Raw genomic sequence first — 26,405 nt, 5'->3', positions numbered from 1 at the left:
CAGAGGCCTGGGAGGCTGTCTTACACGACTTCCGAAGCATGCGTAAGACATGCTGGACTGTTTCCGACTGGAAGGAGGGGGAAAAAGACGGATGTCCGGGAAGTGAACTGGAACAGCGCCGAAGGCGGGGAACATGCCGCTCTTATCGGGCTGCAAAGGACAGAGACGGCGGTCCGTCTTAACCCTGGCGCACTTCCTCGGCTTTTTCGCCCATCAGCTGGGCCAGTTCGTCCAGGGCCTGGGCCTGCTGGGCGGGCGGGGCGCCGCTGTCCCCCAGGCCAGCGGCCACCGCCTCGCCAATCCGGGTCAGGGCCGCCACCTGGGCCGGGGGGGCGTCGTCCAGCTGGCCCAGGCGGGCCACCACCTGCTCGCCAGCCTCGCCCAGCGCCTCGGCTTCCTCATGGGCGCTCAGCTGACCCAGGCCCGCCACCTTGTCGTGGAATTCGGCACTCACGCGCGACAGTTCGCTGACCTGCTCCAGCGTCTGTGCCTGCACCTGCGCGGCGTGCACCAGGGTGTCCAGGGCGGCCACCTGCTGGCGCACCCGAGCGTGAATGTCTTTCAGGCGGCGCACGTTCACTTCTTCCACGGGCGTATCGGCCACGTCACCCAGCGCCTCGCACACCAGGGCGTCCAGGGCCTGGGCGGCGGTCAGCTGGGCCTCGCCGCTTTCCAGCAGTTGCTGCAGGGCGCGCGCCTGCGAGAGCTGCTCCCCGGCCGTATCACCCAGGGGCAGGGCGCGCAGCTGTTCGGTGGTCAGGTGCATCACCTGCCGCAGGGCGTCGGTGGCGGCCAGCCCCTCACGCCCCGCGCGCACGATGGCGTCCAGGGCGCTGCTCTGGGCCCAGCCAGCGGCGCCCACATGCTGCCGGGCGCGCATCTCGGCCACCCGGCGGCGCTGCGCCAGAGAAGCTGCCCGGACCTCGCCCACCCGCTGTGCCGTCTCGCCGCCGTTCATCAAGTCTTCAGGGTGCCGCACCCGCGCGCCGCACATGGTGAGCTGGGTTGCGCTGGCCTTGCCCCTTGCCGCCACTGGGGCGGGGCGCGTATACTTTTCCGGTTTGGCCGCGCGGCAATTGCCGGGGCCAGTGCAGGAGTAAGAACGTCTCTGGCTGCCTCGCCGCAGCAGTGTGGGACGGTCCGCTGCCCAAAGGAGAGTCATCATGCAGAGCAGCATCAAAGTGAACCGTGGCGCCATTCTGCGCGCCGTCGAGCAGCCCCACATCAAGGCCGACCACCCCGAGTTCCGCCCCGGCGACACCGTGCGCGTGGAAACCAAAGTGGTGGAAGGCAACCGTACCCGCAACCAGGCCTTTGAGGGCGTGGTCATTGCCATCAACGGCGCGGGCAGCCGCCGCAGCTTCACCGTGCGCAAGATCAGCTTCGGTGAGGGCGTGGAGCGCGTGTTCCCCTTCTCCAGCCCCCTGGTTGCCAAGGTGACCGTGCTGGAGCGCGGCAAGGTGCGCCGCGCCAAGCTGTACTACCTGCGCGACCTGCGCGGCAAGGCCGCCCGTATCAAGAGCGACCGCAGCCGCGTGATGAAGGACGCCGCCCGCGCCCAGCAGAGCAAGCAGGCCGCTGCTGCCGCTGCCCAGGCCCAGGCCGAAGAAGCCCCGGCCAGCGACGCCGAATAAGCGACGGTTCCGCTGCGCCGCCCCCGCCACGTGCGGGGGCGGCTTTCTTGTGGCTGGCCAGGCAGTGGCCGGTTTACCGTAGAGGGGTGTCGCCTCTGCCTTTTGCCCTGCTGGCCCTGGATCTGGACGGCACGCTCTTGAACGCGGCGGGCGAGACCCCCCCCGACCTGTTGCCCGAACTGCGGGCGTGGCAGGCCGGGGGCGCGCACCTCGCCATTCTGACCGCGCGGGCCTGGGTGCCCACCTTCCTGGCCGACTGGCCAGTGGGCACGGTCTCGCGCTGCTACGGGGCCCAACTGCTCCAGGGCGGGCAGGTGATTTCCGAGCGGGCGCTGGCGCCCGAAACCGTGGCGGCAGCCCTGAATACGCTGCGCCCGGCGGATCTGGCGGGTGGGGGCAAGACCGTGGTGGTCACCCGCGATCCAGCGGCGGCCCTGCGCCACACGGACCCGGACTTCGCGCGCCGGGCGGCGGTGGCCCCTGGGGTCCTGAAGCTGGTGCATGGCGGCCCCGACCCGGCGCGGCTGGACGAGGTGGAGGCGACGTGGGCCGCCCTGCCAGGTGCAGGCGTGATCCGCGAGCGCGCCGACCGCGTGGTGTTGGTGGCCCGGGGCGCCGACAAGGGGGCGGCCCTGGCCGAGCTGCGCCGCCGGCTGGGCGTGCCCCGCGCACGGGTGCTGGCGGCCGGCGACGGTCCGGCCGACGCCCCCATGCAGGCCCAGGCGGGCGTATTCGTGCGGGTGGGCGGGGAGGTGGCGCTGGCCCACGCCGACCACACCGTGGCCGATCCCGCCGCGCTGGGCCGGATGCTGCGGCAATTGCGGCAGGGCATTGCCCCTCCCCACCTGTCCGCCGCGCTGACCCAAATGCGCTAGGCTGCCGCCCGTGAGGGACCTGCCTGCCGACGTGCCGACCACGCTGCCGCTGCTCATGGCCTTCGACCTGGACGGCACCCTGATTCCCGATGCCGGGCGCGAGGTGCCCCAGGAGACCGCTGCCGCCCTGGCGCGGCTGCGGGCGCTGGGCGTGAAGGTGGCGATCATCACCGGGCGCGACACGCCCCCCGCCCAGGTGCGCCTCAGCGTGCAGCCCGACGCGGTGGCCACCAACAACGGCGGGCGCATTCTGGTGGGCGAGGACCTGCATGTGGAAGCGCAGTTCTCGGACACCGACCTGGAAGCGGTGCTGGCCCACGAACTGCACGGCGCGCGGGTGGTGCTGTTTACCGCCGAGGCCCTGTACGTGGATCTGCCCCCCGGCACCCAGCCCGAAGCCTGGATGGTGGCCCGGCAGTTCCGCCCCCTGGCCGAGGCGCCCAGCAGCGGCATTCTGAAGGTGGGCTTCTACCACCCCGGCGTGGCCGATCTGGCCTCGCGCCTGCGCCAGTCTCACCCCCACCTCGTGCTGACGGGCGCGCAGGCCCCCTACCCCCATTTCCTGACCGTGACCCCCGAAGGCGCGCACAAGGGCGCCGCACTGACCCTGATTGCCGACACCCTGGGCATCCCCCACAACCGCACTGTGGCTTACGGCGACAGCGACAACGACGAGGCCATGCTGGAAGTCGCTGGCTACGGCGTGCAGGTGGGTACCTTGCCCCTTCTGGCCCCCCACGCCCGCGCCCAGGTGCCGGTGCAGGAAGAATTGGGGGCGTTTTTGCACGCCTGGGCCGAGCGGATGGAGAGGGGAGGGGCCAGCGTGGAGCGTGGCCTGTAGAACGTGGTGAAGGAGTGCTGGGGCCCGTGAGGTGCTGATACGGGCTCTGGGATTAAGAGGAGTCACCATTTAGGCCGGGCAGGCGGGCACAGGCTATGCCACCGCTCTTCCGGTTCCTGCTACCGAGCGCCTCGCCACCTGAACCCTGTTCAACCTGAACACTGAAATGGACAGCCGTTCCTAACGCAGTCCAGAAGAAGCATGGCCTACCGGCGCGGGCCTTCACGCCCACACGGAAAGGGGCAGAGCGTCTGGGACCTCTCCCCACGCTCTACCCCCACACGGCACGCTCTTACTTCAGCGTCATGCTGGTCAGAATGGCCCGGCCCTGCTCGGCCAGATCGGCGGGGGTGCCGCTGGGGAGCATCAGGGTGGCGGTGTACAGGCGGTTGTTTTTCAGGGTAAACAGCTGGGTCCAGCGCACGGTGCCGCCCTCGCCGTCGCCGGTGTAGCTCCAGAGGATGGCGGGCTGGCCGCTCACCTTGACGTTCTTCTCGCCCAGAAACTTCAGCTTGGTGACCACTTCGGGCATCTTGCGCTCGTTGATGTCGCGCACGTCGGCCAGGGTGGCCTTCAGATCGGCGGGAATGTCCTGCACGACCACCGTCACGGTGGGCCGCAGCGCGCCGATGGTCCTGTTGATAAAGGCGATGTCCGCGCCCGGCACGTTTTTCAGTGGCGTCCAGCCGCTGGGCACGCGGATGCTGTAGCCCTTGTTACTGGTGGCGGTAATGGCCTCGATCACGCGGGGCTCCGTGGTGGCCGGCGCAGAGGTCGCAGGCGTCGTCTGGGCCTGAGCAGGTGCGAGGGGGGCAGCAAGCAGGGCGAGGCTGAGAAACACGCGGTTCATGGGCCTCAAGGTAGAGCCTGAAGGTGAGCCCAATCTGACGCCAGTGGCCCGGTAAAGGCCGCCTGCCCCGCCTGCAGGTGCAGGTGATGGGTCAGCCCCGGCAGGGCGTCGGCGGCGCGGTGCGCGACCACCAGCAGGTGCGTGCCACCCTGCACCAGACTGGGCAGCAGGGCCAGGAAGGCGGCGCGCGCCGGCGCATCCAGAAAATCCAGGCCCTCGTCCAGCAGCAGCAGGCGGGGACGGTGAATCACCGCGCGGGCCAGCAGCAGGCGGCGCCACTGCCCTTGCGACAGCCCCTCGGCGGGGCGCTCCAGCAGTTCGCGGGCGCCCAGCTCGGCCGCCAGGCGCTCCACCTCGGCGGCCTGGGCCGGGGTCAGTGCGGGGGCAAAGCCCTCGCTGCCGCTCCAGGCGCTGCCGACCACCTCGCGGCCGGTCCAGTCGCGCCGCTGGCGAATACCCACCTCGGCGCCCACCAGCCCCGTGGCGGCGCGGCGATCTTCCAGACGGTCGCGGTTCAGGAAGGGGCGCTCGATGTGCCCGCCCACGGCCGGGTGCAGCTCACCGGCGATCAGGCGGGTCAGCGTGCTTTTGCCGCTGCCGTTCTCGCCCGTTACCAGCCAGTGCTGCCCTGCCGCCCAGGTCCAGCTCAGGGGGCCCAGGGCGCGCCCGCCGTTGCGGTAGACGGTGGCGTCTTGCAGCCGCACGAGGGGCGTGCCAGCGTGGGCGCCCAGGCGGGGGAGGGGCATGGGCCGGACCACAGGTTCTTCTGGCGGCGTGGCCTCGGTCACCTGGCCGCCCCCCACCCGCAGCGTGCGCCAGGGCAAGGGGGGCGCCTCTTCGGGGCGGTGCGTGGCGAGCACCACCGCCACCCCGGCGGCGTGCACGCGCGCCAACACCGCGCCCAGCTCGGCCCGGGCGCGTTCACTCAGGCCATCGGTGAATTCGTCCAGCAGCAGCAGCTCGGGGGCGGGCATCAGGGCGGCGGCCAGCAGCACCCGGCGGCGCTGCCCGTGGCTAAGGGTGCGAAAATCGCGCGCCAGCAGCGGCCCCAGGCTGGTCAGGGCCGCCACCGCCTGCAGCCGGGCCCGCGCCGCTGGGCTGGGGGTCCACAGGTTCAGGACCTCGCCGCTGTAAGCGGCCAGCAGCACGTCCTCGGCACTCTGCACCCAGTCGCGCGACAGGTAAAACGCCTCGGCGTCGGGGCCCACCACGCGCAGGGTGCGCCGGGCCTGCACCGCCGAGCGCTGGTTCTGCCGGCCCAGGTGGTAGGTACGCTCGCCCGCTATCGGGGCCACCTGCCCGGCCAGCAGGCGCAGCAGCGTGGTTTTGCCGCCGCCGTTGGGCCCCCACAGCCGCAGGGCCTCGCCCGGGGCCACCTCCAGCCCCACCCCGCGCAGCACCGCTTGGCCGCCTTGCAGCGCAGTCACGTTCAGCAGGCGAACCAGGGGCGGCATCCCTGCGAGTCTAGCGGGCCGGGACGGCGCGGTGGCTTAACCCGTCTGACGGGCACCTCCTGGGAACCCACGCCGGGCCAGCCGCGTAAATGCTGGAAACACACGGGGGGGAATGAGTTATGGGATTTACGATTTTTGTGGCGGTGCTGGTGCTGCTGGTGATCGTCACGCTGTTTGCCGGGGTCAAAAGTGTGCCGCAGGGCTCGCAGTGGACCCTGGAACGCTTCGGCAAGTTTCAGCGCAGCTTGAAGCCGGGCCTGAACGTCATCATTCCGTACATTGAACGCATTGGCCGCAAGGTCAACATGATGGAGCAGGTGCTGGACGTGCCCAGCCAGGAGGTCATCACCAAGGACAACGCGCTGGTCACGGTGGACGGCGTGGTGTTCTATCAGGTTCTGGACGCCGCCAAGGCCAGCTACGAGGTCAGCAACCTGCAGCAGGCCATCCTGAACCTCACCATGACCAACATCCGCACCGTGATGGGCAGCATGGACCTGGACGAACTGCTCTCGAACCGCGACCAGATCAATGCCCGCCTGCTGACCGTGGTGGACGAGGCCACCGAGCCGTGGGGCGTGAAGGCCACGCGCATTGAGGTCAAGGACATCAAGCCGCCTGCCGATCTGGTGGCCAGCATGGCCCGCCAGATGAAGGCCGAACGCGAAAAACGCGCCAACATTCTGGATGCCGAGGGCTTCCGTCAGGCCGCCATTCTGAAGGCCGAAGGCGAAAAGCAGGCCGAGATCCTGTCGGCCGAGGGCCGCCGGCAGGCCGCCTTTCTGGAGGCCGAGGCCAGAGAGCGCGCTGCCCAGGCCGAGGCGGCGGCCACCCGTATGGTCAGCGAGGCCATTGAGGCCGGCAACGCGCAGGCCATCAACTACTTCGTGGCCCAGAAGTACGTGGAGGCCCTGCGCGACGTGGCGGCGGCTCCCAACCAGAAAACCCTGATTCTGCCCATTGAGGCCACCAGCGTGCTGGGGAGCCTGCAGGGCATTGCCGAGGTGGCCCGCGAGGCCTTCGGCGGGCGGAAGGGGTAACGGTGGACTGGTGGCCCACCCTGAACCGCGTGGCGCCCTGGCACTGGTGGGTGCTGGGCGCCCTGCTGCTGATGCTGGAGGTGGCGGCCCCCGGCGTTTTCTTCGTGTGGCTGGCGCTGGCGGCCTTTGCCCTGGGGCTGCTGGTGTTCGTGCTGCCGCTGCCGGTGGCGGTGCAACTGCTGCTCTTTGCGGTGCTCAGCGTGGTGGCGGTGGTGCTGGGCCGCCGCTACATGGCCCGGCTGCTCCCCGATTCCCCCGAAGCCGAGCGCCTGAACCAGGGTTCGCACCGCTTGGTGGGGCAGACCGTGGTGGTCACCCGCGCCATCGAAAATGGCGTGGGCCGCGTGCGCGTGGGCGACGGCGAGTGGCGCGTTACGGGCCCCGACACCCCTGAAGGCGCCCGCGTGCTGATCGTGGCTGCCGACGGCGCCACCCTGCACGTGCGTGAAGTGAACGGCACCTGGACCTGAGGGGCGATGAGCGATGGGCCATGAGCTGTGGGGGGTTGCCCCACAGCTCATGGCCCATCGCCGATAGCCCGGTTCAGCGAGCCTGAGCCGGATACAGCCAGCGCCGCAGCAGCCGCGACAGCAGCGGCAGCACCGGCCAGTTCAGGAATACGGTGGCCAGAAACGCCGACGGAATGATCGCCGCCCACCAGGGCCAGCCTTTCGTGAAAAAGCCGCACAGGTAGCTGAACAGCAGAATCAGGGGGTAGACGCCCACAAAGCCCACCACGATGTTCTTCCACAGTGGCGGGGCCGGCAGGCTGCCGGGCAGGTCGAACCACGCCTCCAGGCCGCGCGCTTCGCGGTAGTCCACATCGGACGCTGTAAAGCTGGGCAACTCGCGCAGGGCCGCCGCGTAGGCCGGGTTGGCCCGCCAGGCGTCCAGCGCCTCCTGCGTGGCGAAGCGCAGCAGGGTGATGTACTCGGGCACGGGGCCAGAGGGGTCACGCAGCACGTGCAGGCCCAGAAAGCCGGGCTGCTGCGCCAGCAGGGCATGCACCCCGCGTGCCCAGCTTTCGTAGGGCTCCACCTGCGACGGGCGCACCCGCTCGGTGATCACCAGCGTCACGCCTTCGGGGGCCGCCGAGGTGGGCGAAGGCACGGTCATGGCCGGATTGGATGGGGTCACGAACACCTCCTTGGGCACGGAAGCAGCGTACGGCTTCCGCGACAGGAAAAACCCCCCTCCGCGAAGAAGGGGGGCAGGGGGCGGGAAAGGATCAGCGCTTGCTGAACTGGGGGGCGCGGCGGGCCTTTTTCAGGCCGTACTTCTTGCGCTCGACTTCGCGGGGGTCGCGGGTCAGCAGGCCCTTGGGCTTCAGCTGGGCGCGGAAGTCGGGGTTGACCTTCAGCAGCGCGCGGGCGATGCCCAGCTTGATGGCGTCGGCCTGACCGGTGGGGCCGCCGCCAGCTACGGTGATCACAGCGTCGTAACGGCCAGCGGTGCCGGTTTCACGGAACGCCTGCAGGGCGTGCACGGCGCGCAGCAGACCACGGAAGTAGGTCTGGAACTCCTTGCCGTTCACGATGATCTTGCCTTCGCCAGGGCGGAGGAACACGCGGGCCACGGCGCTCTTGCGGCGGCCGGTGCCGTAGAACTGTTCAGGTTGCTGAATCGCCATTATTTAACCTCGAGGGTCTGGGGCTTCTGAGCCGCGTGGGGGTGCGTTTCGCCGGCGTAGACCTTCAGGCGGCTGTGCATGGCGCGGCCCTGACGGCCCTTGGGCAGCATGCCGAACACGGCGTGCTCAATGACGCGCTCGGGGTGCTTGGCCAGCGCCTGACGGGCGGTTTCGGTCTTCAGGCCACCCTGGTAGCCGGTGTAGCGGGTGTAGACCTTGCCGTCCAGCTTGTTGCCGGTCAGGGCGACCTGCTGGGCGTTGATCACGACCACGAAGTCACCCTGGATCATGTTGGGGGTGAAGTCGGGGCGGTGCTTGCCACGGATACGGCTGGCGATCAGGGTGGCCAGACGGCCCAGGGGCACGTTGGCGGCGTCCACGACGACCCAGTTCTGCTCGTCATTTTTGGGGATGTAGGTTTTCACCGTGAAACTCCATACAGAAGGGAATTTGGCTGCGACACGCCCCGCGTTTTCGGGGGAAGAAACTAGCGTGCGTGTCCGGGTGCCTCCCGGTCGCCCCGTGCCCTACCAAGCACAAGACACTAAAGGCCAAGGTATCAGAAAGGGGGGAAGCGGGGCAAGCGGTTCACGGGAGTTCGTGTGGCAAGGGCAGACGGACATGGGCCGCAAGGCCAGGCTCACAGGCACCATATCGGTTGAAGTGAAGCCGGGCCTGTGACAGCGAGAGACCGTTGGCTTCGCTCAGCTCATCGGGTTTGAGCGCACAGTCGGTTTGGTCTTCCCAGAAGCACACCGGGCAGACCTCATATTCCCCAAGCGTCGCCAGGGTGAGAAAGCCGCAGCAGGGGCAGGCGAACCTCTTGCTCACCCCTCTACCAGCGCCTCCATTCCCAGCCGGTAGCCCAGGAAGCCCAGGCCACTGATCTTGCCCCGGCAGACGGCGGCCGTCACGCTCTGGTGCCGGAATTCCTCGCGGGCGTCCACGTTGCTGATGTGCACTTCCACCACCGGCACGCGCTGCCCGGCAATCGCGTCGCGCAGGGCGTAGGAATAGTGCGTGAGGGCGCCTGGGTTGATCACGATGCCGGTAAAGCCGTGCTCCTCGGCGTCCTGCACCCATTCCACCAGCTGGCCTTCGTAGTTGCTCTGGCGGCAGGTGACCGACTGACCCAGCTCTGCGCCCCAGGCCTCACACTGCCGCTCCAGGTCTTCGAGCGTCTGCGAGCCGTACACGCCCGGTTCACGCAGGCCAAGGCGGTTCAGATTGGGGCCGTTCAGCACGAGCAGCATGAGAGGAGGGTAGCAGTGTGCAGGAGGCAGTGCGCGGGAGATGTTGAGCGCTCAGGCCCAGAGATGGAGTAGGGGCCGCCATACAAACTGGCGGCCCTCAGCCTTCCCCGTCCTCCGCTTTCCGCAACCCGCGCACCTCTTTTTCCCACCCTTCAAACTCCGCCCGCAGTACCCCTTCTGGCACCCGCGCCAGATACGGCTGGGCAAGGCCACGCAGCAGCACAAAGCGCACGCCCTCGGCATCGGCCTTCTTGTCGCGGGCCATGTAGGGGGCCACGTCGTCGTAGGTCAGGGGGGGCAGGGGCTGGGGCCGCTGCCAGTGCAGGAACGCCAGGGTGTGGGCGGTCAGGTCGGCGCCGCCCAGGGCGCGGGAAAGCCGGGCGGCGTAGTGCATCCCGTAAGCCACCGCCTCGCCGTGCGACAGGGCGTGGTGCGTCACCGCTTCCAGCGCGTGGGCCAGCGTGTGCCCGAAGTTCAAAAAGGCCCGCTCGCCCTGCTCCGTCAGGTCGCGGGTGACCACGCCCGCCTTGACGGCAATGGCGTCGGCCAGGGTGTCCTGCAGGCCAGGGCCACCGGGACGGAAATCAGGAGAGAGAACACGTTCCAGCAGACTAGGGTCGGCGATCAGGCCGTGTTTGTACGCCTCGGCAGCGCCCTCGCGGAACACGGCGCCGGGCAGGGTGGACAGCGTCTCGGTGTCGCACCACACGGCTTTCGGGGGCCAGAACGCGCCCACCAGATTCTTGCCTTCGGGCAGGTTCACGCCGGTTTTGCCGCCCACCGCCGCGTCCACCATGCCCAGCAGGGTGGTGGGCGCCGTGTAAAAGGCCACGCCGCGCAGGTAGCTGGCCGCCGCAAAGCCCGCCAGATCGGTGGCCGCGCCGCCGCCCAGGCCGATCACGGCGCCGTCGCGCGGAATGTTCGCGCCCGCCAGCGCCGAGAGCACCCCACTCAGCACCGCCATCGTCTTGCAGTCGTCGCGGGCGGGGACGGGGATGGTGACCACCGGCTGCGTGGCCGCCTGCACCGCCGCCACGAACGCCGGGGGCAGGTCCACCGGATGAATCAGGGCGGTGTGGCGCCCGGGCACCTGAAGCGTGCCCAGCAGCCCAGCGCCCACCTGCACGGTGTAGGGCGAGGCGCCGCCCACCTCAATCCGCCGCACGGTCCCCCAGCTCGGGCCGCTCGGGGCCGGCATCGGCCCACGCTTGCTGCACGTCGGCCCAGGCCCACAGACGCTCGATGATCTCCTCGACAATCTCCTCGCTGGGGCGGCCGTCGCTGTGCACATGGATGGTGCCCTGGCGGTAGACCGGCTCTCGCTCGTGCATCAGGGTGCGGATTTTGGACAGCGGATCCTCGGCGCGCAGCAGGGGGCGGTCACTGTGCTTGGTGCGCTGGTAGACCGTTTCGGGGCTGGCCCACAGCACCACCACCGGGCCGCGTTCCAGCAGTTCGTGGCGGTTGTCCTCGTTGATGAATGTGCCGCCTCCCAGGCTGATCACCGCGTGTTCCAGCCGCGTCACGCGCCGCACCACCTCGTGCTCGCAGGCGCGGAAGTAGCCCTCGCCCTCCTGGGCAAAGACCTCGGGGATGCTTTTGCCCACCACGCGGGTGATCAGCTTGTCGGTGTCCACAAAATGCAGCGCCAGGGCGCGCGACAGTTCCCAGCCGATGCGGCTTTTGCCCGTGCCCATAAAGCCCGCCAGCGCCACCCACGACACCGGGCGCTCAATCAGGCCGGAACTGAACATGGGGGACAGTGTACGGCAGTCCTCCCCGGGCGGCGTGACGGGCGCACCCTCTGGCACCGGGCCAGGGCCGCGCAGTTCGGTGTTCAGGGCCCAGTCCAGGCGGGCCTGCCAGTCGGTGGGGGGCGGCTCACCCGCCGCGTCGCTGAACACGCGGCCTTCAGTAGTGCTGCGCGTAGGCGCGCGCGGCAGCCACCCGCTCCTGCAGCTCGGGCAGGGTGTCGCCGCCGAACTTTTCCAGCATGGCCTCGGCCAGCACCCAGCCCACGGCGCACTGCAGAATCACCCCGGCGGCGGGGACGGCGGTGGTGTCGCTGCGTTCGCGCGCGGCGTCGCTGGCCTCGTGGGTCACCACATTCACGGTGGGCAGCGGCTTCATCAGGGTGGCGATGGGTTTCATGGCCACGCGCACGATCAGTTCCTCGCCGTTGGTCATGCCCGCTTCCAGGCCCCCGGCGCCGTTGCTGTCACGGGCGTAGGTGCCGTCCCGGTAGAACACGGGGTCGTGCACGCCGCTGCCGGGCTTGCGGGCGTTCTCGAAGGCGCGGCCAATCTCCACGCCCTTCATCGCCTGCACGCTCAGGCAGGCGGCGGCAATCCGGCCATCCAGTTTGCGGTCGGCGTGCACGTAACTGCCCAGGCCCACCGGCAGGCCCCGGAAGCGCACCTCCAGAATGCCGCCCAGGGTGTCGCCGTCCTTTTTGGCCTGGTCAATGCGCTCGCGCATCTGGGCGGCGGCGTCGGGGTCGGGGGTGCGCAGGTCGCTGTCTTCAATCGCGGCCAGCGTGTCCCAGGAGAACGGTACCCCCGTCTCGATGCCCGCCAGGCTGGACACGTAGTTCGCGCCCTCCACGCCCAGTTCGGCCAGCAATTTGAGGGCCACGCTGCCCACCGCCACCCGGGCGGCGGTCTCGCGGGCGCTGGCGCGTTCCAGCACGTCGCGCAGATCCTTGTGGCGGTACTTGATGCCGCCGGTCAGGTCGGCGTGGCCGGGGCGGGCGTCGGTCAGCGCCTTCTTTCGGGGTTCGCCCCCGGGCTCGGGCGACATGATCTCCACCCAGTTGCGGTGGTCCTTGTTGGCAATCGCCAGGGTGACCGGAGCCCCGGTGGTGCGCCCGGCGCGCACGCCGCTGAGAATGTCCGCTTCATCGGTTTCGATGACCATGCGGCGGCCCCGCCCGTAGCCGCCCTGCCGCTTTTTCAGCCAGGGGTCAATATCGGCCTTGCCCAGCGGCAGCTGTGCCGGTAACCCCTCGATGATGGCCGTCAGCTGCGGCCCGTGCGATTCCCCGGCGGTCAGATACCTCATGGGGGCGACTGTAGCGCGCGTGCCAGGCTGGGCGGCGCTCCCTGCACAAACAAACGCGCCCCCGGTGAAGGGAGCGCGGCGGGGGCAAGAGGGGGTCAGCGAACGATGTTGCCGGTGATGACCACCAGCAGCTGGGTCTGCTCGCGCGTGGTGCTCTGGTTGCCGAACAGCGCGCCCACCACCGGAATGCTGGACAGGAACGGCACACCGGCGTTCGTGGTGGATTCCTTGGTGGCCAGCAGGCCGCTGAGCAGCAGCGTTTCGCCATTCTTGAAGGTCAGCGTGGTCTGGGCCTCGCTGTTGGTGAACTGCAGCAGGTTGGGCAGCGTGCTGGCGTTGATGGCCGTTTGCAGCGCGTTGACCTGCCCGCGCACGCGCAGGGTGATGGTGCCGTCGGGGGCCACCTGGGGGCTATAGAAGTCCAGGTTCACGCCATAATCGATCTGCTTCTGAATGGCCTGCACGTTGGCCGCTGCCGAGGGAATGTTCACTTCCAGGCGTCCGCCGCTCTTGATGGTGGCGGCAGCGGTGCTTGACGCGTTCTGCGTATCGCCCGAAGCCCCCAGCGAGCGCTGGCCGCTCTGCATGGTGATGCTGCCGTCGTACACGCTCTTGCTCAGGCCCTGGTTTTGCAGGGTGTTCAGGGTCGCGCCCAGGTTAAAGCCAATCAGGCTCTGGGTGGGGTCAAAGGACGCCGCCAGCCCGGTGCCGCCGCTGGTGGACACCGTGAAGCCCCCGAAGCCCGCACGCAGGTTCACACCGAGGCTGCGCGCGGCGCGCTCGGTGATTTCCTGAATGCGCACCTGCACGTTGATCTGCGGTACGCGCTGGTCCAGCTGCGGAATCAGCTCGGCCACCTGTGTGACCTGATCGGGTGTGCCGCGCACGATCAGGGTGTTGGTGCGCTTGTCGGCAATGATGGTGACCGCGTTGGCCTGGGCAGCGGACGGCGTGGGCGCCTGGGCACTGGGCGTGGTGCCCGTGCCCGTCCCAGTCCCTGTGCCCGTCGTGACCGAGGTGCTCACCGATGTGCTGGAGGTCGTGCCGCTGCCGGGCGTGTTGGCCGTGCTGGTGACGTCGCGCGCCAGGGTGCCTTCCAGAGTGGCCTTGACTTCCTCGGCGCTGGCGTTGACCAGCTGGAAGACGCGCTGCGTAATCTGCGCGCTGGTTACAGAGGGGGCGGGACGGTCCACCTGCCCCAGCAGAGTCAGGGCGGCATCCAGCTGGTTTTGCGGCCCGGTGATCACCAGCTGGCCGGTCTGGCCCACAGGGGTCACCTTCAGGCCGGGGTACTGCGCGGCCAGCAGGGCCGTGATATCCGCCTGGGCACCGCGCACGGCGTAGACGCGCTGCACGGTCTGCGTTTCGGCCGAGGGGGCGGTGCCCGTGGTGGTGGGCGCCGCCGCGCTGGTGTCCAGCTGGCCCAGCAGGCGCGTGACTTCCGCCACCTCTTTGTTGGTGCCGCGCACGATCACGGCGTTGCTGCGCACGTCGGGCACGATGCGCAGGGTCGGGGAGTCCAGCTTCACATCCACCAGGGTGCGCGTAACCCCTACGGTGTTGCCCTGGGCGTCGCGCTGCGGGGTTTCGCTGTAGGTGGGGGTGCCGAAAAAGAGCTTGACCTGCTGGGCCGCCTGCGTGGCGTCGGCGTTTCGGAGCGTGATCGTGCGCTGAATCGGCGTGTTGCTCACGCGCAGCACTGGCTGGCCGCCCAGTTGCAGCACGTCGTAGCTCAGGCCGTACACGTCCATCAAGAGGGGCCAGACCTCGTTGAAGGGCTTGTTCTGGAAGGAGTACACGATGGGCCGCGCAGTGGCCGTGCCGGCCGCGCTGGGCGCTGTGCCCGTGGCTGGGGTGCCCGTCGCCGTGCCGGTGCCGGCGGCGTCGGGGCTCGCCGTGTTGCCCGCACCCGGCAGGGCGTCCACGTTCGTATCCAGAATCAAGCCGTACCCAGCCGACTTGGCCAGCGCCGCCAGCAGGCTGGAGAGCGGCCCGCCGTAGCGGCCAATCTCGATGGTCACGTTGGCCCCGGAGAGCGAGGGATCGGCGGCGGCGGGGGATACGGGCGCGGCCGGGCCAGCGGTCTGCGCGGCGGCCATGCCCAGCGCGGCGGTCAGCAGGAGGGATGCGAAGCGTTTAGTCATGGCTCACCTTTTTTCCAGTTCGAGTGTCGTCGTGTTGTTGCCCAGGCTCAGGGTCGCGCCCGTGGCGGTGACTTCCTTGACCGTCACCTGGGTATCGGGCAGGGTCTGGCCCACCGACACCACCACAAAGCCGTCCTTGCTGCGGAAGATGGCGGTGTTCACCGGGCCCAGCACCACCGCGTTAAAGGCCAGTTGCTGCGTCTGCACGAAGGTGTCCAGCGCATTGGTGGGGGCCGCCGTACCGCCAGCGGCAGGCGGCGCGCTCAGATCGGTAATGACCTGGGGGGTGCCGGGCGTGGGGGCCGCCGTGGCAGGCGAGGTGCCTGCGCCGGCCGCACCATTGACGCCGGGTGTGCCGCTGGGGCTGGTGCCAGGGGCACCTGCGCCGGGCGCCGCCGGGGTGGCCGAGGGAAGACGGGTCACGCTGGGGACGCTCACGCCGGCCACAGGGGGCGCTGGGGGGCGGGGGGCAGGCGCGCCACTGTTGGCGCCGCTGCTGTTGCTGCCCCCGGCGTTGCTGCTATTGGCGCCGCTGGCGGTGCCGCCAGCGCCGTTCGCGCCGGTGCCCGGACCGCCCACCACCACGGGGCCGTCCACGGTGGGCAGTGGGATGACATCCACGGGACCGCTGCCCGCGCTGGTCTGGCCATTGCCGCCGGGAATCTGGGGCACGGGAATGGGGCCACTGCTGCTGCCGCTGCTGTCGCCCGCGCTTCCTGCCACCGGGCTCAGGCCCAGGGCGCCGCCCGTGGAGGTAATGGGGGTGACGTTGGGCGTGGGCTGGGGTGTGGGAGTGGTCGCCACGGGCCCGGGCACTGGGGTGGTGGCCGCAGGGGTGGTGCCTCCCGCGTTGCCCTGGTCCTGCGCGTTGACCGCCAGGGGCCGGAAGGGGTTGCTGCCCGGCACCGAGGCCAGCGCGGTGTCCGGGTTGATTCCGCCGGGGGTCGGGGGCACGTCTTCAGGGGCCGCGTCCGGGTCGGGGGCGGCTTCAGTGGGGAAGGGCGGGATCACCTCCACGTCCACCTGGCCGTCGGGCTGCACGCCGGTCGGTTCGTTTTCGGTGCCTCCGGGGGTAGGGGTCACCGGGACCGTCGCGCCTGGGTCGGTGGTGACGGGCGGCTGGGTGGCCGTCAGATCGTCCGTGCCTGAACGCTGGCTGGTCAGGAAATACCACAGGCTGATGGCCGCCACGAGCAGCAGCAGGCCCAGCAGCACCTTCATTTCGCGGGAGAGCTTGACGGGCGCGCGGGTCACTGGGTGCCTCCGGCAGGCGCCGCCGGCGCCGCAGGGGCGGCGTTGGGCGCGTCAGGCGTGCCAGCTGGGCTGGTGGCCGCCTGGGTAGGGTCAAAGGTGTAGACCGTCAGGCCCATGGTGCTTTCCAGGCGCGGGTCCAGGCTGGTGGCAGCGGGCAGCTGCAGGTTCACGGAGGTCACGGTGGAGAAGCGGTTCATGGTCTCCAGCGAGCGCAGCAGCCGGAACAGTTCGTTAAAACGCCCACTGACACTCAGGTTCAGGTTGATAGGCCGCACGCCTGCCGGCAGGCTGGCGGTGTTGCCACTCTGCACAGTAAAGCCGCTCATGGTCGCACCGGCAGCGCTGGCATTCAGGCGCACCTCGTCCAGCACGGCGTTGTAGTTCGCGGTCTGAGGCAGTGCCGCCAGGAACACCTGTTGCTCCTGGGTCAGCTTGGCGACCTCTTCGCGCAGGGTGGGCAGACGCGCCGCGTTGGCGCGCAGGGTCAGCACGCGGGCATTGACGCTGTCGAGTTCAGTCTGCAATTGGCTGATTTCGGCCTGGCGGGCCTGAAAGCGCATGGTGTACCACAGCGCACCTATAATCAGGCAGGCGGCCAGCACCAGCAGAAAGATGTTGCGCGGGGCAAGCTTAGTTGACACTGTCGCCTCCCGTGGTGCCCGCTGGTGCACTGGGCGGGGGGGGGGTCGTCCCGGGTGCGGCTGGGGTCTCTGCCGGCGCCGGGGCATTGGCCTGAACGATGCCCACCGAGGCGCTAAAGGTGTAGCGCCCGGTGTCCCCCTCGCTTTGCAGGCTGCGGAAGTTCACCCCGAAATTGGGGCTGTTTTCAAAAGTGCGCAGGAAGTTCACTACCGCCTGCTGGCTGCTGGCGTTGCCCGTCAGGTCAATTTCGCGGGTCACATTCTTGCCGGTGTAGACCCCATTCTGCTGCAACGAGCCCAGAGCATTGGCATCCACCGCCTTGATGCTCATGCTCTGCAGGGCCACGCCACTGCCCGTGGGCAGTTGCGCCGTGAAGGCCGCCAGATCGTTGGTCCAGTAGGTTTTGCTGGCGCGCAGTTGCTGGGCCACGCCAGTCACCTGCTCCAGCTGCGTCTTCTGCTGCGTGAGCTGCACAAATTCGGCGTTCGCTGGGGCCAGGGCTGCCGCCTCGCCGTTCAGGGCATCGAGCTGCTTGCGCAGTTCGCCCGAGCGGGTGCCGGTGGCGATCTCGCCAGCCAGCAGGGCCAGCCCTGTGACCACAGCCACACCGATGGCGGCAGGAATCCAGGCGTTGGGCTCGGCCTGCTTGCGGTACTGCTGGGGCAGCAGGTTGATTTCAACCACGGCTGCCCACCCCCCGCAGCGCGAGGCCCAGCGGCACGGTGAATTCCGGCGCGTTGGCCTGCAGGTAGCCGGTGTCCACGTTGGCCTGATCGGTCTGCACCGTCAGCCAGGGGCTGGCCACCTCGACGCGGAAGCCCAGCGCGTCGCTGATGGCGGCGGCCAGCCCGCGCAGCTTGGCGCCGCCGCCGGCCAGGAAGGTCCGGTCAATCACCACGTCGCCGCTCTGCACGCGGTAGAACTCCAGGCTGCGGCGAATCTCGGTGATCAGGTCGCCCAGCACCGGGCGAATCACCTCGAACACGCGCGCCGGGGAGTACTGCTCGCGGGCCATATCGAAGTTCAGCAGGTCTTCTTCGTCTTCGGTGGGGGTGGTGGCGGTGGCGTAGCCCAGCTTCACGTCCTCGGCGGCCGAGAAGTCCAGATCAAAAGCCTTTTGCAGCGCCATCGTGAAATCGTCGGCCGAGACGTTGATGTTGCGGGCCATCAGCACGCGGTCGCCGCGCACGAGGTTGATGACCGAGCTGCTCGCGCCAATCTCCATCACCAGCGCCACCTCGCCGGCTTCGGTGTAGTTGCTGCCGGTGAGGGTGCTCTTGGTCAGGTGCTCGCCCAGCAGGTTGCCGCGCAGGGCGCGCAGTGAGGCGAAGCTCTTGAGGTCCACCACCGTGGGCTCGAGGCCTGCCAGGCGCAGCACCTCCACCTGCCGGGCCACGGCCTCGGTGGGGGCGGCAGCAATCACGACCTCCATCTGGCCGTCGTCGGGGACGTTGGCGGGGTCGTCCAGCAGGTCAAAGTCCAGGCTCACGTCATCAATGGGGTAGGGGATATAGCGCTCGGCTTCCCACTTGATGGCCTCTTGCAGGTCCTTGCGCTCCATCTTGGGGACCATGATGTTGCGCGTGACCGCCGCCTGATTGGGCACAGCCGTCACGGCGTGACGGGTGGTGATGCGGTGTTCGGCCAGCAGGTTCTTCAGCTCGGTGGCCACTGCCTGGGGCTCGACCACCAGTCCGTCGCGCATGCTGCCAATAGGCGTGGGCACCATGATGGCGTGCTGGAGGGAAGGCGGAGAGCCGGGACGCAGGGCCACAACCTTGATGGCGCTGGTGCCGATCTCGACCCCCAGCGCGTTTGGCCGTGGATTCAGTAAGCGGTTCAGGAAACTCGACATTCTCCCTCCAGGATCACGTGGATTTTAGCATTCCCTCATCTGACTGAGGGAAGGGGGCTGGAGGCGCATGCGAGCAGAGCGACAGGAAAGCGGCGTGAGGGTCATGGGCTTGGGCCATATGACCATCATTCCGCTTACCGAACACTTACATCTGTACAAAATCGAATACTGCCGCCTGGGCCGGCAAAATGAGACCTTGTGCAGGATTAGGGCCTGGGTTTGGACAGAGGAGGGGTAAGGCACTCTGAGAACACTGTTTAGCCACTCTTGAGCCTGACCAGCTGTCTTGCTGCGGCCCCTTGCACCCTATGAGGTCAGATCGAACGTGCCAGCTTTGGCAGGCACGTTGAAGGAGAAATGAGCTCAGCAGATTGACCGGGTTGGAGCTTCTCTACGGTCCGGGGAATCAGGAGAAACAGGCGTGACTACGGTTGAGCCTCAAGTCCCATCCTCTTTCGGCTCTGAATTTGATGCCGGTGCTTGAGCGGTTTCGCTCAACAATGCCCATTGGTCCGGCCGTGCCCAGCGCTTTCCAGGTCCCGATGCCACGAAGGTGAAACCGCTGTGCGCATTCAGGCGGCCCGTGCGAACAATGACGAGCCTCCTATTCAGCGGCGAGGCCTTGGTTGGGGGTTGGCTGTTGAGCCTCAAGAATGGCAACAGCACGCTTGAGCCGACCGTACCCCTTCACTCCTCTCCGAATTCCTTCCTCTTGCTTCAGCGCCACTCCTGCAGGTCAGGGCTGAAGCGGCGGACCTGCCCGGCTGGGCTGACGGTCACGATCTCGGTCCCCACCAGGCCCACGCGGCCCTCGCCGTGGGGCACCTGGGCCCGTACCTGCCCGGCAGCGTCCAGACGCACCAGGGCCTGGCCGGTCAGGCGGTAGGTCCCGGTGGCCGTCTGCACCTGGGGCTGCGCGGCGCCCACCACGCCCGTGGGGGTCAGGGCCAGGAAGGCGGCGGGCCCCTGGCTGGCCCCGGGGCCCGGTACCGAGATCACCCGGCCGCCCAGCAACACGGCGTCCTCGCCCTGGGGACCGGTCAGCGCGGCCTGGGGGGCGCCGCGCACGCCGGGTGCAGGCTGGCCTGCGTAGTCCACGGCGCTGCCGTCCTCGCGGTAGGCGCGGCTGGCACTCAGGGCCACCACCCGGCCCACATTCACGGTGCGCGGCGCCCGGTCCAGGGTGACCACCAGTCCCTGGGCGGGCACGGCGGCCCAGGCGTCTCCCTGGGCCCAGGCCACGTCCACCACACCGGACAGCTTCGGGCACACCGCCTGAAACGACGGGGCGCGCGCCACACAGGCCTGCCCGCCGCTGGTCCAGGCCACGCCCAGATCACTGAAGGCGGCCCGGAAAGGCCACGCCGCAGGCCCAGAAGACACAGTCGGCGCGCACGCAGAAAGCAGCAGGGCCACGGGCAGCAGGAAGCGCATGCCTGCATTCTGGCCGCACGCCATCCTGAGGGGCGTGAAAAAGGGGGCAGCGTGAAAAAGGGGGAAGGCTTTAAGCCCCAGCGTCCCCTGGCACCTGCTCGCGGGCGGCCAGCAGCGCCTGCACCACCGTGTCCAGCCCCACACCCTCCTGCGCCCGGCGCTCGGGGGTCCAGGACATCCCGCGACTGGCCTTGACGAGCACCACGTCACCCACCTGCAGATCGGCCAGCAGGGCGGCGGTCAATTCGGGCACTGTGGCGTAGGCACGCTCGCCCAGTTCGGCCGCGAAGGCCCCCACGCCATAGGTCACGTCGGCGCGCTGCCGGGCATAGGCGCCCACCTCGGCGTGCAGGTCGCGCTCGGTGGGGCCCAGTTCCAGCATGCGGCCCAGCACGCTGATTTTCCGTCCCGGCAGGGCCGTCAGGGCGTCCAGCGCGGCCCGCACGGCCACAGGCGAGGCATTGTAAGCGTCGTCAATGACCGTCACGCGGCCCGGATGCACCCGGTAGCGCCCACCGGGCACCTCCACGCCGCGCAGGCGGGCGGCGGCGTCGGGCAGGGACACGCCGGCTTCGCGGGCCAGCACCAGAGCCAGCACCGCCGCCTCGGCCTGCACCCGGGCCGCGTGGGGGAGAGAGACCGGCACCCCCGCAAAAGTAAAGCGCGCGCCCTCAGGGCTCAGCCGGAGCGTCTCGCCAGCAAAGGTGGCCTTGTCAAAGCCGTAGCTCTGCACGCCGGGGTAGTACGGCGCGGCCTGGGTGCCCACCAGTCCGCGCGTGCCCTCCAGAATCCCGCCCTTTTCCCGGGCAATGTTCTCAATGCTGCCCAGCTGTTCGAGGTGCGCGGGCCCAATAGAGGTCACCACCCCCACATCGGGCCGCACCAAGTTCACCAGTTCGGCCATCTCGCCGGGGCGGTCAATGCCCATTTCGACCACCAGGGGCGCGCCCGCGCCACTGTGCTCAATCAGAAAGCAGGCGATGGCGGGCATGGTGTTGTACACCGGCATGTACAGGGCTTGCAGGGCGGCGGCGGCGTAGCTTTTGGCCGTGGTCTTGCCCGCGCTGCCCGTGATGCCCACCACCAGGGGCGCGCGCCGGCGCTCAGCGCGGGCCCAGGCAAACAGCGCCTCGCGGGCATCTGGGACGCGCAGGGCGCGCGGCACGTCCAGATCGGTCAGCACAAAGGGCGCGCCGGCCGCCAGCGCCGCGTCCACAAAGGCGTTGCCGTGCATGCGCTCGCCGGGCAGGGCCACGAACGCCGTCTCGGGGCCAGCTTCCCGCGAGTCCCAGGTCAGGCGGGTGGCGGGGCGGGCCCCCGGGTGCAGGTGGGCGGCAAAGGGCACGGCGCGCGGGTCGAGCATGGCGCGAGGCTACCAGAGACGGCGGCCCCCCCAGCAGGTGGAGCGGCCCCAACTGCCAACAAGCTCACAGAGGCATGAGAGCAAATGAGTACAATGCCAATGTTCTTTATGAAAAAAACCCCCCTGTTGCTGCTGACCGTAGCCCTGGGCCTGAGCGCCTGCACGCCGCCCAACACCACGCTGCCCGCTGATCCAGTCAATGTGACGGTGCTGGGTCTGAACGACTTCCACGGCTACCTGGAGCCCAGTGGCTTCCGCCCGGCGGGCGCCACGGCCGACATCAAGGCCGGGGGTGTGGAGGCCATCGCCGCCGAGCTGAACGACGCCCGCAAGGCCAACCCCAACACCATTTTCGTGGGCGGGGGTGACCTGATCGGCGCCAGCCCCATCACCTCGGGCCTGCTGCGCGACGAGCCCGCCGTGTACGCCATGAACGCCATGGGCATGCGGGTCAGCGCCCTGGGCAACCACGAATTCGACCAGGGCTTGAGCGAACTGCTGCGCATGCAAAACGGCGGCTGCGCCAGCAACGACACCGCCAAGGCCTGTAAGTTTGACCCCAACTACAGGGGCGCGAGCTTCCAGTGGATCGCCGCCAACGTGGCCTACAACGCCGCCTCTGGCAAAACGGGCAGCCCTTTCAAGTCCTACGTGATTGAGCAGGTGGGCGGCGCCCGCATTGCCTTCGTGGGCGCTGTGACGGCCGAAACCCCCGGCATCGTGTCCCCCGAAGGCGTCAAGGACCTGACCTTCAGCGACCCGGCCGCCGCCGTGAACAAGGTCATGCCTGAGATCAAGGCCCAGAACCCCGACGCGATCATCATGCTGATCCACGAGGGCGGCGAAATCGCTTCGGGCAGCACCGACAACTACGCCACCGTGGGCTGCAAGACCCTGAAGACCGACAGCGCCATCTACAAGATCGCTGCGGCCGTGGACCCGGCCGTCAGCGCGATCATCAGCGGCCACAGCCACAAGGGCTACAACTGCCTTGTGCCTGATCCGGCGGGCAAGGACCGCATCGTGATTCAGGGCGAGCAGTATGGCCACCTGCTGCAGCGCCTGGACCTGACCGTGGACAAGGCCAACCACAAGGTCATGACCGTGAAGTCGGCCAACCTCGTGGTGGACTACGACGCCCGCGCCAAGGCCGGACAGCTGGACTTCGGCATGACCCAGCTGGTCACCACCGCCAAGAGCAAGGTGGAGGCCATCAGCAGCGTGGAAATTGCCCGCCTGGGCTCGCCGCAGATCAAGCGCGGCTACACGCCCGCTGGCGCGCAGGACCGCACCATTGAAAGCGCGCTGGGTGACGTGGTGGCCGACGCGCTGCTGGAAGCCGGTAAGCCCCAGGGCGCCCAGATCGGCCTGATGAACCCCGGCGGTATCCGCTCCGATCTGCCCGACAGCACCAAGATCAAGCCGAACAACGCTGTGAACTTCGGTGATGTGTTCGCCGTGCACCCCTTTGGCAACACCACCACGGTGCTGAGCCTGACCGGCCAGCAGATTGACGACGTCCTGGAGCAGCAGTTCTCGGGTGCCAACGCCACCTCGGTCAAGCTGCTGCAGGTGTCTGAAGGCTTCAGCTACAAGTACAGCCAGAGCGCGCCGGCCGGCAACAAGGTGAACATCGCCGACATTACCCTGAACGGCACGCCGATCAGCGCCACGGCCAAGTACCGCATCGTGACCAACAACTTCCTGGCGGGCGGCGGCGACAACTTTGCCGCCTTCAAGAGCGCCACCGATGTGGTGCAGCTGCCGGGCCTCGCGGACACCGATGTGCTGAGCAATTACCTGAAGGCCAAGGGGCCCAGCCTGACGAACACGGTCAAGGGCCGCATCGTCGTTCTGCCCTAACAGGTAAATAACACAAGGCAGATGGCAGATGGCGCCCTGGGGCCTCTGCCATCTGCCTTTTGGCCCTGGCCATTTGCCACAAGCCGTCTGCCCTTTGCCCTTACAGCGCCTCCCGGGCGAAGTCCGCCATGACCCCGGGCGCCGCCGTGTCGAAGCCCACCACGTCCAGCATGTCGGTGCGGTTGGGGTCGGCAATCGTGAACCCGGTGGCGGTCAGACCCACCACGATCAGGCGGGCGCCAATGCCCATCTTCTGGCGGTAGCGGTCCAGCGCCACCGTGGGGTGCACCGGCCCGGCCCAGGTTTCGTTGTCGGTATACACCACGAAGGTGTCCACGTTCACGCGCTCCTTCAGGGCCCACAGCATGGGCTGCGCGCAGTCGGTGGCGCCAAAGCTGGCGCTTTGCGCCTTGCGCATGGCCGCTTCCAACGTGTCGCGCGCCGTGATGTTCAGGGCCCGAAACTGATCGGCGAAGCCCATGGTCAGCGCGCGGGCTTCCGTGCGCAGGGCCACGAGGCTCATGGCAGCGGCGGCCATGTTGGGGCTTAGGCGGGGCACCCCGCCCACCTGCCCGCAGGTCATGGAGCCCGAGACATCCAGGGCCAGCAGGTGCCGCGTGCCTGCCGGCTGCACGTTCCCGAAGGCCAGGTGAAAGGCGTCTTCCAGGGCGTCCACCACCTGGGGGACGGGTAGCCACTCGCCCTTGCCCTTCACGCCCCGGCCCTGGGCATACACCAGCCGGGCCTTCAGCACGTCCAGCGGGTGAATGCGCCCGCGTTTCAGGGCGTCCGGGTTGGTCAGGCGCTCGGTGACGGCCTGGACGGTGTGTCGGTCATTTACGTTCAGCACACCCACACGGCCCAGGTTGCCCAGATTCCGCAGCAGCCACGTCAGGCCGTTGGTGGCCATGGCCGCGCGGTAAACCTCCGGGCCCCGGAGGTGCGTGGGCACCGCTTCAATGGGCAGGCCGTAGCCGCGCATCAGTGTGGCCGCGTCTCGGTCGGTGCCGGCGCTGGTGGCCAACAGGTGCCCTTCAATCACGCGCAGGGCTGGAGCAGTGACCTCTGCCCCCAGGTCAGGCAGCGCGCCATTAGCCATGAACTTCAGCACGGCGTTGCGCTCGGGGTCGGCCACCTTGGGGTGGCTCTTGCGCAGGGCGTCGCGCTGGCTCCAGCTGTCGCGGCTCTTGTACTTCACGGCCCACAGGGCGAGCCTGCCCACATCGGCGGTTTCGTACACGTTCGCCACGCCCCGGCGGGTCAGGCGGCCCCAGCCCCCCAGGGCGTCTGCAAACGCCAGGAAGTGCAGCAGCATGGTGCCGGTGCGCGCCACCTCGGGAAGCGCCGCCCAGGCGGCCTGCCGGTCGGCAGCGTTTGGGGCGGTTTTGGCAATCAGGGCCAGCACCAGCAGCGCGGGGGCCGGTTTGGGGGCGCGGGCAGCGCGCACTACATCCAGGGTGATGCGCAGGGCCGCAGCGGCGTCCACCTGCACGAAGGTCTTCACAAAGTCGGTGGCCTGCACCGTGTGGGCGCGCTCACCTGCGTAAAACGTGCCCCCATCCGTGCCCAGAATCAGGAATCGCGTCAGGCGCGCCTCGTCCGGCAGACTGTACACGTAACCGCCGGCGTTGTTTTTGACCTGCCGGGGGTCCAGTGCTTCCGTCTGGGGGGTGCGGGCGGGGGTGATCGCGTTCAAGAGGTTCTTCATGGGCATCGGCCCTCCTTCTGTGGGGGCAGGGGAGATGGGTGCTGGACATGCGCCAGCAGCGACCCGGCGCGACGCGCCAGGGTGGTGAACCGGGCAGGAATCGAACCTGCATCTGCTGGGCTTCAGCCAGCCGCTCTGCCTTCTGAGCGACCGGTTCACGGGGGAACGGGTGGGATTCGAACCCACGACCTCTCGATCCGCAGTCGATAAGCCAGTGCCATCGGCCCAGTCGGGCAAGGTGCGGCGCTGGCAAGTGCTCTAACCACTGAGCTACCGTTCCAGAAATTGCGTGAGGGACGGGCGGGACTTGACCCCGCAACGTCTTGCGACAAATGTTCCAGATCAGCCTTCGCCGTCGGCCCGCGTTGACGGGCAAGGGGCTGTAAAGGCAGAGCCCCTCAGGGGAAGCGACATTCGTGTTGACCAGTTCCACCACCGTCCCCACGGTGATGATTGAAGAAGGGGTGCAGCGGGGCGGGATTCGAACCCGCGCCCCATTGATGAAAAGGTAACCTTGCACTGTCGGCCCAAAAGCGGGCAAGTGGGCGTGGAAGGAAACTGCCCTTTCGGGCAGCCAATTGCTCTACCAGCTGAGCTACCCGCTGCGTATTGAATGGATGGGTGTCAGGCTTGTGGATTCCAATGCAAAAGGTACATACCCACGCGTGATGCATCAGCGGCGCCGTCCATGTGTGGGAAATGGAAATTTCGTCCCTGCCTGAACGTGGCTTGGGGGTCTGGATTCCTACCACGAACGCCAATCACCCCAAAGTGCTGGCCCACACCGGTCAGGAGGGAATGAGGGGCCGTGACACCCACCATGAAAGATCCTGAACGGACCTGGTACTCCGGGCTGGACTCGAACCAGCACTGGCACGGTTCTGAGCCGTGTTCCTCTACCAGATTGGGATACCGGAGCATAGGAGACCTCGTAAGGGCTGGGGAGCGGTGGGGAAGATCACCCCTGCGCGTCGGCCCACAGGCTGGGCAAGGGTGTACAAGGGACACAAAGTCCCGTGGAGCAGGCTGGTCGGAATTGCACCGCCATCTCCCGACGGTTGCCGGGCATCTTGCTGATTAGAAGAAACCTGCGTGGTGGCGGGTGGGCAAGGCAGAACCATGAGCAGATGTCCTGGAAAGGGAGAACTCATGGCGGTCGGCCCACCCCAAGGAGTGGTACACCCAACCGGAATTGAATCGGTGTTTCCTGAGTGAAAGTCAGGGGTCCTTACCTCTAGACGATGGGTGCAGAAGCTGGCCGGGCAAGGCAGTAACGGAGGGATCGTTGGAAGGATAACTCAGGAGTTGCACCTGCATAACAGCAGGAGAGCGCTCCCAGCCGGGAGACTCTGGGAGTGTCTACGTCACAGATTCCGGGGGAGCGCGTTCGCATTCTGGCAGATGCATTTCTGGCCATCCCCACCACCTGCTACCAGCAGCGCAGCCTCGGGGCTGCGCTCGCTCTGTTTCTCGACACGGCCACCAAAACGGCACTCCACCGTGCA

At 68.4% G+C, this 26,405-nt stretch carries 25 protein-coding genes, 5 tRNA genes and 1 pseudogene; 7 read left to right on the top strand and 24 right to left on the bottom strand.

Annotated elements, in window-relative coordinates; all coding sequences use genetic code 11:
• Positions 1–178: 178 nt before the first annotated feature.
• On the bottom strand, positions 179–958 hold the full coding sequence (locus KMW22_RS05020) for a hypothetical protein (RefSeq protein ID WP_221088947.1): 780 nt from the start codon (positions 956–958) through the stop codon (positions 179–181).
• A gap of 205 nt (positions 959–1,163) precedes the next feature.
• On the opposite strand from KMW22_RS05020, the gene rplS reads away from it, so the two are divergent.
• The 3 genes from rplS to KMW22_RS05005 all read left to right on the top strand — a co-directional run bounded on the left by rplS (position 1,164) and on the right by KMW22_RS05005 (position 3,350).
• Complete coding sequence (rplS, locus tag KMW22_RS05015; protein WP_221088946.1) at positions 1,164–1,634, top strand: 50S ribosomal protein L19; 471 nt, start codon at positions 1,164–1,166, stop codon at positions 1,632–1,634.
• 86 nt (positions 1,635–1,720) lie between these two features.
• A complete protein-coding gene (locus tag KMW22_RS05010) occupies positions 1,721–2,509 on the top strand; it encodes an HAD family hydrolase (RefSeq protein WP_221088945.1) in 789 nt (262 codons plus the stop codon).
• 10 nt (positions 2,510–2,519) lie between these two features.
• Positions 2,520–3,350 (top strand): HAD family hydrolase, encoded by an 831-nt coding sequence (locus KMW22_RS05005; protein WP_328774602.1) that lies wholly within the window; start codon positions 2,520–2,522, stop codon positions 3,348–3,350.
• A gap of 292 nt (positions 3,351–3,642) precedes the next feature.
• Here the strand turns inward: KMW22_RS05005 and KMW22_RS05000 are convergent, their stop codons facing one another.
• Entirely contained in the window at positions 3,643–4,200 is a 558-nt protein-coding gene (locus KMW22_RS05000; protein WP_221088944.1) for a PsbP-related protein, read from the bottom strand.
• Positions 4,201–4,205: 5 nt separating this feature from the next.
• Positions 4,206–5,654, bottom strand: a complete 1,449-nt coding sequence (locus KMW22_RS04995) for an ATP-binding cassette domain-containing protein (RefSeq protein ID WP_221088943.1) — start codon at positions 5,652–5,654, stop codon at positions 4,206–4,208.
• 119 nt (positions 5,655–5,773) lie between these two features.
• On the opposite strand from KMW22_RS04995, the gene KMW22_RS04990 reads away from it, so the two are divergent.
• Together KMW22_RS04990 and KMW22_RS04985 are read left to right on the top strand one after the other, a co-directional pair.
• On the top strand, positions 5,774–6,694 hold the full coding sequence (locus tag KMW22_RS04990; RefSeq protein ID WP_221088942.1) for an SPFH domain-containing protein: 921 nt from the start codon (positions 5,774–5,776) through the stop codon (positions 6,692–6,694).
• A gap of 2 nt (positions 6,695–6,696) precedes the next feature.
• The gene (locus KMW22_RS04985; RefSeq protein ID WP_221088941.1) at positions 6,697–7,164 is read left to right on the top strand and encodes an NfeD family protein; all 468 of its coding nucleotides are present in this window, start codon (positions 6,697–6,699) and stop codon (positions 7,162–7,164) included.
• Between the two features lie 73 nt (positions 7,165–7,237).
• On the opposite strand, the gene KMW22_RS04980 is transcribed toward KMW22_RS04985, so the two are convergent.
• From KMW22_RS04980 to murF, 15 genes are all read right to left on the bottom strand, one after another.
• The gene (locus KMW22_RS04980) at positions 7,238–7,849 is read right to left on the bottom strand and encodes an antibiotic biosynthesis monooxygenase (RefSeq protein ID WP_328774600.1); all 612 of its coding nucleotides are present in this window, start codon (positions 7,847–7,849) and stop codon (positions 7,238–7,240) included.
• 73 nt (positions 7,850–7,922) lie between these two features.
• Positions 7,923–8,324, bottom strand: a complete 402-nt coding sequence (rpsI, locus tag KMW22_RS04975) for a 30S ribosomal protein S9 (protein ID WP_221088940.1) — start codon at positions 8,322–8,324, stop codon at positions 7,923–7,925.
• Positions 8,324–8,749, bottom strand: a complete 426-nt coding sequence (gene rplM, locus KMW22_RS04970; RefSeq protein ID WP_221088939.1) for a 50S ribosomal protein L13 — start codon at positions 8,747–8,749, stop codon at positions 8,324–8,326. Before rplM ends, rpsI begins: the two co-directional genes overlap by 1 nt.
• 163 nt (positions 8,750–8,912) lie before the next feature.
• Entirely contained in the window at positions 8,913–9,155 is a 243-nt protein-coding gene (locus KMW22_RS19705; RefSeq protein WP_221088938.1) for a CPCC family cysteine-rich protein, read from the bottom strand.
• Entirely contained in the window at positions 9,152–9,577 is a 426-nt protein-coding gene (gene aroQ / locus KMW22_RS04960) for a type II 3-dehydroquinate dehydratase (protein ID WP_221088937.1), read from the bottom strand. Before aroQ ends, KMW22_RS19705 begins: the two co-directional genes overlap by 4 nt.
• Before the next feature lie 97 nt (positions 9,578–9,674).
• A complete protein-coding gene (gene aroB / locus KMW22_RS04955) occupies positions 9,675–10,742 on the bottom strand; it encodes a 3-dehydroquinate synthase (RefSeq protein ID WP_328774599.1) in 1,068 nt (355 codons plus the stop codon).
• A complete protein-coding gene (locus tag KMW22_RS04950) occupies positions 10,729–11,388 on the bottom strand; it encodes a shikimate kinase (protein ID WP_328774619.1) in 660 nt (219 codons plus the stop codon). The genes aroB and KMW22_RS04950 overlap by 14 nt, the downstream gene beginning before the upstream one ends.
• Positions 11,389–11,488: 100 nt before the next feature.
• A complete protein-coding gene (gene aroC, locus KMW22_RS04945) occupies positions 11,489–12,637 on the bottom strand; it encodes a chorismate synthase (RefSeq protein ID WP_221088935.1) in 1,149 nt (382 codons plus the stop codon).
• Positions 12,638–12,732: 95 nt separating this feature from the next.
• The gene (locus KMW22_RS04940) at positions 12,733–14,781 is read right to left on the bottom strand and encodes a secretin N-terminal domain-containing protein (protein ID WP_221088934.1); all 2,049 of its coding nucleotides are present in this window, start codon (positions 14,779–14,781) and stop codon (positions 12,733–12,735) included.
• A gap of 3 nt (positions 14,782–14,784) precedes the next feature.
• The gene (locus KMW22_RS04935; protein ID WP_221088933.1) at positions 14,785–16,035 is read right to left on the bottom strand and encodes a hypothetical protein; all 1,251 of its coding nucleotides are present in this window, start codon (positions 16,033–16,035) and stop codon (positions 14,785–14,787) included.
• Positions 16,032–16,676, bottom strand: a complete 645-nt coding sequence (locus KMW22_RS04930) for a type IV pilus inner membrane component PilO (RefSeq protein ID WP_221088932.1) — start codon at positions 16,674–16,676, stop codon at positions 16,032–16,034. The genes KMW22_RS04935 and KMW22_RS04930 overlap by 4 nt, the downstream gene beginning before the upstream one ends.
• A complete protein-coding gene (locus KMW22_RS04925; protein ID WP_221088931.1) occupies positions 16,666–17,361 on the bottom strand; it encodes a fimbrial assembly protein in 696 nt (231 codons plus the stop codon). Before KMW22_RS04925 ends, KMW22_RS04930 begins: the two co-directional genes overlap by 11 nt.
• Entirely contained in the window at positions 17,354–18,532 is a 1,179-nt protein-coding gene (gene pilM, locus KMW22_RS04920) for a type IV pilus assembly protein PilM (protein WP_221088930.1), read from the bottom strand. Before pilM ends, KMW22_RS04925 begins: the two co-directional genes overlap by 8 nt.
• A gap of 717 nt (positions 18,533–19,249) precedes the next feature.
• Positions 19,250–19,966: a hypothetical protein gene (locus KMW22_RS04915; protein WP_221088929.1), complete on the bottom strand. Its 717-nt coding sequence runs from the start codon at positions 19,964–19,966 to the stop codon at positions 19,250–19,252.
• 70 nt (positions 19,967–20,036) lie between these two features.
• Entirely contained in the window at positions 20,037–21,329 is a 1,293-nt protein-coding gene (gene murF, locus KMW22_RS04910) for a UDP-N-acetylmuramoyl-tripeptide--D-alanyl-D-alanine ligase (RefSeq protein ID WP_221088928.1), read from the bottom strand.
• A 108-nt stretch (positions 21,330–21,437) separates the two neighbouring features.
• Between murF and KMW22_RS04905 the strand changes: the two genes are divergently transcribed.
• Positions 21,438–23,192, top strand: coding sequence for a bifunctional metallophosphatase/5'-nucleotidase (locus KMW22_RS04905; protein WP_221088927.1), 1,755 nt, complete (start codon positions 21,438–21,440; stop codon positions 23,190–23,192).
• A gap of 100 nt (positions 23,193–23,292) precedes the next feature.
• Here the strand turns inward: KMW22_RS04905 and rsr are convergent, their stop codons facing one another.
• The 6 genes from rsr to KMW22_RS04875 form a co-directional block, all read right to left on the bottom strand.
• The gene (rsr, locus tag KMW22_RS04900; RefSeq protein ID WP_221088926.1) at positions 23,293–24,900 is read right to left on the bottom strand and encodes an RNA-binding protein Rsr; all 1,608 of its coding nucleotides are present in this window, start codon (positions 24,898–24,900) and stop codon (positions 23,293–23,295) included.
• 82 nt (positions 24,901–24,982) lie between these two features.
• Positions 24,983–25,057 (bottom strand) — tRNA-Phe (locus KMW22_RS04895).
• A gap of 4 nt (positions 25,058–25,061) precedes the next feature.
• A tRNA-OTHER gene (locus KMW22_RS04890) sits at positions 25,062–25,180 on the bottom strand.
• Between the two features lie 185 nt (positions 25,181–25,365).
• A tRNA-OTHER gene (locus KMW22_RS04885) sits at positions 25,366–25,506 on the bottom strand.
• A 235-nt stretch (positions 25,507–25,741) separates the two neighbouring features.
• Positions 25,742–25,819: transfer RNA gene (locus KMW22_RS04880), tRNA-Leu, on the bottom strand.
• A 255-nt stretch (positions 25,820–26,074) separates the two neighbouring features.
• A tRNA-Glu gene (locus tag KMW22_RS04875) sits at positions 26,075–26,149 on the bottom strand.
• Positions 26,150–26,255: 106 nt separating this feature from the next.
• Between KMW22_RS04875 and KMW22_RS04870 the strand changes: the two are divergent.
• Positions 26,256–26,405, top strand: a pseudogene (locus tag KMW22_RS04870) (IS701 family transposase); the annotation flags it as partial.

The sequence above is a fragment of the Deinococcus aquaedulcis genome, assembly GCF_019693445.1.
GTDB classification, from domain to species: Bacteria; Deinococcota; Deinococci; order Deinococcales; family Deinococcaceae; genus Deinococcus; species Deinococcus aquaedulcis.
The sequence above is the reverse complement of the archived record's forward strand: the minus strand, read 5'-3'. Positions and strand labels throughout refer to the sequence as shown.